Source organism: Mycolicibacter senuensis (assembly GCF_003284925.1).
Classification (GTDB): Bacteria; Actinomycetota; Actinomycetes; order Mycobacteriales; family Mycobacteriaceae; genus Mycobacterium; species Mycobacterium algericum_A.
Genome location: NZ_QMEX01000147.1, coordinates 1 through 8,482, shown reverse-complemented (window position 1 = coordinate 8,482; position 8,482 = coordinate 1). Strand labels below are relative to the sequence as shown.

General features: G+C 68.7%; 7 protein-coding genes. 2 read left to right on the top strand and 5 right to left on the bottom strand.

All coding sequences use genetic code 11. The features are described 5' to 3' along the window. The 5 genes from pgl to tkt form a co-directional block, all read right to left on the bottom strand. The coding region (pgl, locus tag DQP56_RS20595) for a 6-phosphogluconolactonase (RefSeq protein WP_234825754.1) at positions 1-576 on the bottom strand (576 nt) is incomplete at its 3' end. Then, the gene (gene opcA, locus DQP56_RS20590) at positions 573-1,493 is read right to left on the bottom strand and encodes a glucose-6-phosphate dehydrogenase assembly protein OpcA (RefSeq protein ID WP_112688609.1); all 921 of its coding nucleotides are present in this window, start codon (positions 1,491-1,493) and stop codon (positions 573-575) included. The genes pgl and opcA, both read right to left, overlap by 4 nt. Then, positions 1,494-3,050 carry a glucose-6-phosphate dehydrogenase gene (zwf, locus tag DQP56_RS20585; RefSeq protein ID WP_112688607.1) on the bottom strand — a complete coding sequence of 519 codons (1,557 nt, stop codon included), beginning with the start codon at positions 3,048-3,050 and terminating at the stop codon, positions 1,494-1,496. It abuts the gene before it with no gap. Between the two features lie 4 nt (positions 3,051-3,054). Beyond that, entirely contained in the window at positions 3,055-4,167 is a 1,113-nt protein-coding gene (gene tal / locus DQP56_RS20580) for a transaldolase (RefSeq protein ID WP_112688605.1), read from the bottom strand. Between the two features lie 44 nt (positions 4,168-4,211). Then, positions 4,212-6,302, bottom strand: a complete 2,091-nt coding sequence (gene tkt / locus DQP56_RS20575) for a transketolase (RefSeq protein ID WP_112688611.1) — start codon at positions 6,300-6,302, stop codon at positions 4,212-4,214. Positions 6,303-6,488: 186 nt separating this feature from the next. Between tkt and DQP56_RS20570 the strand changes: the two genes are divergently transcribed. Both DQP56_RS20570 and DQP56_RS20565 read left to right on the top strand, forming a co-directional pair. Then, positions 6,489-7,412, top strand: a complete 924-nt coding sequence (locus tag DQP56_RS20570) for a heme o synthase (RefSeq protein WP_112688603.1) — start codon at positions 6,489-6,491, stop codon at positions 7,410-7,412. Positions 7,413-7,582: 170 nt separating this feature from the next. Beyond that, positions 7,583-8,482: PPE family protein (locus tag DQP56_RS20565; protein ID WP_133258986.1), on the top strand; the 900-nt coding region annotated here is incomplete at its 3' end.

The following is an 8,482-nucleotide window of genomic DNA, read 5'->3' as shown; positions in this document are numbered from 1 at the left end:
TGAGCGACGCACCGCGGGCAGCGTCAGCGTGATGCGCCGCGGCGGCGGCTTGGGGGAGTCGGGCACTCCGACCACCAGACGGCTCGTCTCCCGTACCGCGGGGGTGTCGGGGAACAGCGAGTTGACGTGCCCTTCGGCGCCCATCCCCAGCAGATGCACGTCGAAGTCGGGGGCGGGCTGGCCCGGCTCGGCGTTGGCGGCCAACACCTCCTGGTACGCCTGCGCGGCGGCATCGAGGTCATCGCCGCACTCCCCGTCACTGGCGGGCATGGCATGGATGTTGGCGGCCGGAATGTCGATGCGGCCCAACAGCGCCTCGCGGGCCTGCTTGTCGTTGCGCTCGTCGTCGGCCGCCGGGACGAACCGTTCGTCGCCGAAGAACAGCTGCACGTTTTTCCAGTCGATGCGGGCGGCGTGATCACCGAGGCGCCGCAGCAGCGCGATGCCGCTGCCGCCGCCGGTCAGCACTATCAATGCGCGGCCCCGCGCGGCCAGCGCCGCCTCGATGGCATCGGCAAGCCGGTCACCGGCCGCGGCGATGAGGTCGTCGGTACTGGGGTAGATCGCTACGGTCACAGATACTCCACTTCTTCGAGGCCGGCCAGCGCGGCACCATACACAGCGTCGGAGTCCAGTCGGCGGAGGTCTTCGGCCAGGCATTCAGCGGTCACCCGGCGCGGTAGCGGCACCAGCGCGTCGGGCCTGGCCGTGCGGCTCAAGGTGCCGATCACACCGTGCTGCGGCCGGCTCAGCGTCACGGTCTCGGTGTCGCGTACCAACTCGATCTTCAGCTCGCCGACGGCGCGGCGCACCGGGCCGTCGATCCGGCTGGCCAACCAGCCGGCCAGGATGTCCAGGGCCGGCTCGGTGGACAGCCCCGACACCAGGGCCGAGCGGACCGGTTCGTAGGGCGGCTGATCCAGCGCGGAGGCCAGCAGCGCCCGCCAGTAGGTGATGCGGCTCCACGACAGATCGGTGTCGCCGGCGCTGTAGCCGCCCCGCCGGCTCTTGATCGCCGCCAGCGGGTCGGGGCTGTTGGTGGCGTCGGTGATCCGCCGCAGCGCCAACGCTCCCAGCGGATCCTCGGCCGGCGCCGCCGGCGCCACCTCGGGCCACCAGGCGACCACCGGAATGTCGGGCAACAGAAACGGCACCACGACTGAATCGGCGTGCCCGGACAGCGGGCCGGACAACCGCAGCACCACCACCTCGCCGGCACCGGCGTCGCCGAACATCCGCAGCTGGGCGTCCAGGCGGGGGTCACCGGCATCGGTGTCGTCGGTCATCACCACGATCACCCGGCTGGGATGTTCCTGGCTGGCGATGTTGGCCGCGGCGATCGATTCTTCGAGCAGCATGTCGTTCTCGGTGCTTTCCAGGGCGATGATCAGGGTCAGCACCCGACCCGTCGTCGCCGCCCCGACCTGCTCGCGCAACTCGTCGAGCTTCTTGTTGATCGCGTTGGTGGAGGTGTCGGGCAGCTCGACAATCATTTACGGCCTCCGCCATTCCCGGCCGGAGCGTGCCAGCATCTCGAACGACGACCGCGGCCCCCAGGTGCCGGCCGCGTACGGCTCGGGTCTGCCGTGCTCCGCCCAGTTCTCCAACACCGGATCGAGGATCTCCCAAGACAATTCGACTTCGGCGTTGACGGGAAACAGTGACGGCTCGCCGAGCAGCACGTCCAGGATCAAGCGTTCGTAGGCTTCCGGCGAGTCCTCGGAGAACGCCAAGCCGTAGGAGAAGTCCATGTTGACGTCGCGGACCTCCATGAGGTGGCCGGGCACCTTGGAACCGAACCGCAGCGTGATCCCCTCATCGGGCTGCACCCGGATCACCAGTGCGTTCTTGCCCAGCTCGTCGGTCATGGTGGCGTCGAAGGGCAGGTGCGGCGCCGGTTTGAACATCAGCGCGATCTCGGTGACACGGCGCCCCAGCCGCTTTCCACTGCGCAGATAGAACGGCACGCCGGCCCAGCGCCGGGTGTCGACCTCCAGCGTGATCGCCGCATAGGTCTCGGTGCGCGAGTCGTGGGCGAAGCCCTCCTCGTCGAGCAGGCCGACGACGTGTTCGCCGCCCTGCCACCCGGCGGCGTACTGGCCCCGCGAGGTGGTTTCGTCCAGCGGTTGTGCCAGCCGGGTGGCGGAGAGCACCTTGATCTTCTCGGCCTGCAACTCGGCGGGGGAGAAGCTGACCGGCTCCTCCATGGCGGTCAGGGCCAGCAACTGCAGCAGGTGATTCTGGATGACGTCGCGGGCCGCGCCGATGCCGTCGTAGTAGCCGGCCCGCCCACCCAGGCCGATGTCCTCGGCCATGGTGATCTGCACATGGTCGACGTAGTGCGCATTCCAGATCGGGTCGAACAGCTGGTTGGCGAACCGCAGCGCCAGAATGTTCTGAACGGTCTCCTTGCCCAGATAGTGGTCGATGCGAAACACCGACTCTTCCGGGAAGACGCGGTTGACCACGCTGTTGAGCTCGCGGGCGCTGTCCAGGTCGTGGCCGAACGGCTTCTCGATCACCACCCGGCTCCAACTGCCGTCCCGCGGGCGTGCCAGCCCGCTGGCGTGCAGTTTCTCGCACACCACCGGGAAGGAATCGGGTGGGATCGACAGGTAGAAGGCGTGATTGCCGCCGGTACCGCGTTCGGCGTCGAGTTTCTGCAGCGTTTCGGCCAGCCGGGCGAATGCCGCGTCGTCATCGAAAGTGCCTTGCACGAACCGGAATCCCTCGGCCAGCCGGTCCCAGACCACCTGGCGAAACGGGGTCCGGGCGTGCTGTTTGACGGCCTGGTAGACCACCTCGGCGAAATCCTGGTCGGCCCACTCCCGGCGCGCGAAGCCAACCAGCGCGAAGGTGGGTGGCAGCAGGCCCCGGTTGGCCAGGTCGTAGATGGCCGGCATGAGCTTGCGGCGCGCGAGGTCACCGGTGACACCGAAGATCACCACCCCGCACGGGCCGGCGATGCGGGGCAGCCGCTTGTCCCGCTTGTCCCGCAGCGGGTTTCGCCAGCCCCCGGCGGTGTGTCGCGCTGCCGCTGCGCTCACCATCAGGTCACTTGGCGGCGTTGAGCTGCGACGCGGTGGCCTCCAGCAGTTCCCCCCACGACGCCTCGAATTTATCCACACCTTCGGATTCGAGCACCACGAACACATCCGAGACGTCGATGCCCGCCGCGGCGAGCTGATCGAAGACCCGCTGCGACTCCGACGCGGTGCCGGCGATGGTGTTGCCGGTGATATCGCCGTGGTCGGCCACCGCCTCCAACGTGGGCTCGGGCATGGTGTTGACGGTGTGGGGGGCGACCAACTCGGTGACGTAGAGGGTGTCCGGGTAGTCGGGGTTCTTGACCCCGGTCGAGGCCCACAGCGGCCGCTGGACCCGGGCGCCGTCGGCGGCCAGCGTGGCGAAGCGCTCGCCGCCGAAGACCTGTTCGTAGGCGGCGTAGGCCAACCGGGCGTTGGCGACGCCGGCCTTGCCGCGCAGCGCCAGGGCATCGGCCGAGCCGATCTTCTCCAGGCGAGCGTCGATCTCGGTGTCCACCCGGGAGACGAAGAAGGATGCCACCGAGTGGATCTTGGCCAGGTCATGTCCGGCCGTCTTGGCCGCCTCCAGGCCGGCCAGGTAGGCGTCCATCACCTCGCGGTGGCGCTCGACGGAGAAGATCAGCGTGACGTTGACCGAAACCCCTTCGGCCAGTACCGCGGTGATGGCCGGCAGCCCCGCCTTGGTCGCCGGGATCTTGATGAACAGGTTCGGCCGGTCGACGATCTTCCACAGCTCGACGGCTTGGGCGATGGTCTTGTCGGTGTCGTGGGCCAGCCGGGGGTCGACCTCGATCGACACCCGGCCGTCGACGCCGTCGGATGCCTCCCAGGCCTTGGTCAGCACGTCGCAGGCGTTACGGACGTCGTCGGTGGTGACGGTGCGGATCACGGCGTCCACATCGGCGCCGCGCGCGGCCAGCTCGGCCAGCTGCTTGTCGTAGGCGTGGCCCTTTTCCAGCGCCTTCTGGAAGATGGTCGGGTTGGTTGTCACCCCGACGACACTGCGGGTGGCGACGAGTTGCGCCAGGTTGCCCGACGTCAGCCGGTCACGGGACAGGTCATCGAGCCACACCGATACGCCGGCGGCGCTCAGCGCGGCCAGCCGTTCGTTCTGAGTCATGTTGCGCTCCTTCTCAATCGGCCGTCATGCGGCCACAGTTTGCGTCATCTCTCCAAGGCGCGTTCGGCGGCGGCGACGACGGCCTCTGCGGTGAATCCGAACTCGCGGAACAAGGTCTGGTAGTCCGCGGACTCGCCGTAGTGCTCGAGCGAGACGATCTCCCCGGTGTCGCCCACCAGCTTATGCCAGCACTGCGCGACGCCGGCCTCGACAGCGACCCGCGCCGAAACGGCGGGCGGCAGCACCGCGTCGCGATACTCGGCCGGCTGCGACTCGAACCACTCCAGGCAGGTCATCGACACCACGCGCGCATTGATGTCCTTGTCCGCCAGGAGTTTCTGGGCTGCTACCGCGAGCTGCACCTCCGACCCGGTGGCGATCAGTATCACGTCGGGTTGCTCGGCTCCGGCCCCGCCGAGCACGTATCCGCCGCGTGCGACGCCGTCGGCGTCGGTGCCCTCCAGGATCGGCACGCCCTGGCGGGTCAGGATCAGCCCGACCGGACCGCTGTCGGCGCCCCGGGCCAGCACGGTGCGCCAGGCGTAGGCGGTCTCGTTGGCGTCGGCGGGACGCACTACCGACAGCTGCGGGATGGCGCGCAACGCCGACAGGTGCTCGACCGGCTGGTGGGTGGGCCCGTCCTCGCCGAGACCGATCGAGTCGTGGGTCCACACGTAGATCGGATCGATGTCCATCAGCGCCGCCAGTCGCACCGCGGGCCGCATGTAGTCGGAGAACTGCAGGAAGGTGCCGCCGTAGGCGCGGGTCGGGCCGTGCAGCACGATGCCCGACAGGATCGCGCCCATCGCGTGCTCGCGGATCCCGAAGTGCAGGGTGCGGCCGTACGGGTCGGCGGTGAACTCCTTGGTCGAGATCGACGCCGGCCCGAAGGACTTGACATTGTCCATCGTGGTGTTGTTACTGCCGGCCAGATCGGCTGAGCCGCCCCACAATTCGGGAAGCTTCGGCCCCACCGCATTGAGCACCTTGCCGGAGGCGGCACGGGTCGCCACCGCTTTGGAGCCGGGCTCCCAGTACGGCAGGTCCGCGTCCCAGCCGTCCGGCAGCTCACCGGCGGTCAACCGGTCCAGCAGTGCTTTGCGCTCCGGCTCGCGGGCCGCCCAGGCGTCGAATTCGCCCTGCCAGGCATCGTGGGCCGCTTTGCCGCGGCCTACCAGCGCCCTGGTGTGGGTGATCACGTCCTCGCGGACGTCGAAGGACTTGTCCGGGTCGAATCCGAGGGCGGACTTGGTGGCGGCCACCTCGTCGTCGCCGAGTGCCGCGCCGTGAGCCTTCCCGGTGTTCATCAGGTTCGGCGCCGGGTAGCCGATGATCGTGCGCAGCTCGATGAACGACGGCTTGTCGGTGACGGCCTTCGCCTTGGCGATCGCCTCCTCGATGCCGGTCACGTTCTCGCCGCCCTCGACTCGCTGCACGTGCCAGCCGTAGGCCTCATACCGGGCGGCGGTGTCTTCACACATCGCGATGTCGGTGTCGTCTTCGATGGAGATCTTGTTGTGGTCGTAGAACACGATCAGGTTGCCCAGTTGCTGGACCGCGGCCAGTGACGACGCCTCGCTGGTCACGCCTTCCTGGATGTCGCCGTCCGAGGCGATCACGTAGATGTAGTGATCGAACGGGCTCTCGCCGGGGGCGGCGTCCGGGTCGAACAGACCACGCTCGTAACGGGCGGCCATCGCCATCCCGACCGCTGACGCCAGACCCTGACCGAGCGGGCCGGTGGTGATCTCCACGCCGGTGGTGTGGCGGAACTCCGGGTGCCCCGGGGTCTTGGAGCCCCAGGTGCGCAGCGCCTCGATGTCGGACAGTTCCAGCCCGAAACCGCCCAGGTACAGCTGGATGTAGAGCGTCAGGCTGGAGTGCCCGCAGGACAGGATGAACCGGTCGCGGCCGAGCCAGTGGACGTCGGAGGGGTCGTGGCGCATCACCCGCTGGAACAGCGTGTAGGCCAGCGGCGCCAGGCTCATCGCCGTACCGGGATGGCCGCTCCCGCACTTCTGGACCGCATCGGCGGCCAGCACCCGGGCCGTGTCGACCGCGACCGAGTCGATCTCGGCCCAGTCGGCGGGGTGGTGCGGGCGGGTCAGGGCGGAGATCTCTGCAGCAGTGGTCACGAACTTCCTCATTGTCGACAAGCCTGGTTGGTTCTCAGCCTAATGCGGGCACGGGCAGTGTTGCAGGCCCGGTCGGCGAGTGGATTACCCGCGAATCGACCCTGGGATTCGGTCGACCCGGCAGCGCGGTCTACCATCGTCCGTAGTAGACGCTGGCGTCGCTGCTGCCATCTGAGGAGTCATCACGTGAGTATTCGGGAGCGCGCCGCGCCGCGCCGAATACGCGCCGTGCGTAGCACCCTGTTGGCGTACCTGTCACTGACCAAGCCGCGGATCATCGAGTTGTTGCTGGTCACGACCATCCCGGCGATGCTGCTGGCGGACCGCGGCACGGTGAATCCGCTGCTGATCTTCAACACGCTCATCGGCGGGATGCTGGCCGCCGCGGGCGCCCACGCGCTGAACTGCGTCGTCGACGCCGACATCGACAAGGTGATGAAGCGCACCGCGCGCCGGCCGCTGGCCCGCGACGCGGTACCGACCCGGAACGCGCTGATCTTCGGCCTGGTGCTCGGCGCCATCTCCTTCGGCTGGCTGTGGCGGTTCACCAACCTGATGTCGGGCCTGCTGGCGGTGGCCACCATCGCCTTCTACGTGCTGGTCTATTCGATGCTGCTCAAGCGGCACACCTCGCAGAACGTGGTGTGGGGCGGTGCGGCCGGCTGCATGCCGGTGGTGATCGGCTGGTCGGCGGTGACCGGCACCGTCGGCTGGCAGGCACTGGTGATGTTCGCCGTCATCTTCTTCTGGACGCCACCGCACACCTGGGCTCTGGCCATGCGCTACAAGGACGACTATGCGGCGGCGGGGGTGCCGATGCTGCCGGTGGTCGCCAGCGAGCGTGTCGTCACCCACCGCATCGTGGTCTACACCTGGGCGACGGTGATCGCGACGCTGGCGCTGGTGCCGGCTGCGGGGTGGCTGTACGCCTCGGTCGCGTTCCTGGCCGGCGTCTGGTTCCTGACCATGGCCCACCAGCTCTACGCCGGGGTGCGCCGCGGCGAGCCGGTCAAACCGCTGCGGCTTTTCCTGCAGTCGAACAACTACCTGGCGGTGGTGTTCTGCGCCCTGGCGGTGGACTCGGCCATCGGCCTGCCCACCCTGTTCTGAGTCCCTCGGCGGTTGCCGGCCGGCCCACCGATCTCCCAGCGTGCCCCCAGGTAACGCGAGGGTGGAACCCCTTGCGCCGAGGGCGGCGGGGGGTTTTCATTATCGCTAATGAAAATCATATTCAATAATTCGGTGGATGCCGGGCGGTGACCGCGCCGGCGCCGGTCTGGATGGCATCTCCACCGGAGGTGCACTCGGCGCTGTTGAACACCGGAGCGGGACCCGGCCCACTGTTGGCGGCCGCAGCGGCCTGGTCGGCCATGGGCGCCGAATACAGCGAGGCCGCCGACGACCTCATGGCGCTGCTGGGGGCGGTCGGGGCCAGCGCGTGGCAGGGGCCCGCCGCGGAGTCCTACCTGCGGGCCCATGCGCCCTACCTGTCCTGGCTCCGGCAAGCCGCGGCGGACAGCGCGGCGGCCGCGGCCCGCTGCGAGACGGTCGCCGGGGCCTATCGCAGCGCGCTGTCGGCCATGCCGACGCTGCCGGAACTGGTGGCCAATCACCTCACCCACGGGGTGCTGGTGGCGACGAATTTCTTCGGGCTCAACACCATCCCGATTGCGCTCAACGAGGCCGACTACGTCCGGATGTGGGTGCAGGCCGCGACGACGATGTCGATCTATCAAGCGGTCAGTGGCGCGGCGGTGGCCTCGACTCCACAGCCGCCGGCGCCGGCGATTCTCAAGGCCGATGCGCACGGTGGCGACGATGCGGGCACTGACCCCACGGTCAACGACCCGCTGGACCAGCTGATCGCCCAGCTGCTGCAGACGGCCAGCAACGGACAGGTCAACTGGGATCCGGCCCACGCCATGGTCAACGGAATCCCCTATGACCAGTACGTCGATCCCAACCAGCCGCTGTTCTGGCTGGTACGGGCGCTTGAGCTGTTCGAGGATTTCCAGCAGCTCGGCGTGAATTTCCAGCAGAATCCGGCGCTGGCCTTTCAGTATCTGGTCCAGCTCGCCGAGTTCGACTGGCCGACACACCTCGCCGAGATCGCCACCTGGGCGGGGCAGTCGCCGCAGCTGTTCGCCGCGGCGCTCGCCGTGGTGGTCGCCCCGGTCGGC

Coding starts and splice junctions, on each gene's coding strand:
- opcA (WP_112688609.1), bottom strand. CDS start 1,493: ATGATTGTCGAGCTGCCCGACACCTCCACCAACGCGATCAACAAGAAG.
- zwf (WP_112688607.1), bottom strand. CDS start 3,050: ATGGTGAGCGCAGCGGCAGCGCGACACACCGCCGGGGGCTGGCGAAAC.
- tal (WP_112688605.1), bottom strand. CDS start 4,167: ATGACTCAGAACGAACGGCTGGCCGCGCTGAGCGCCGCCGGCGTATCG.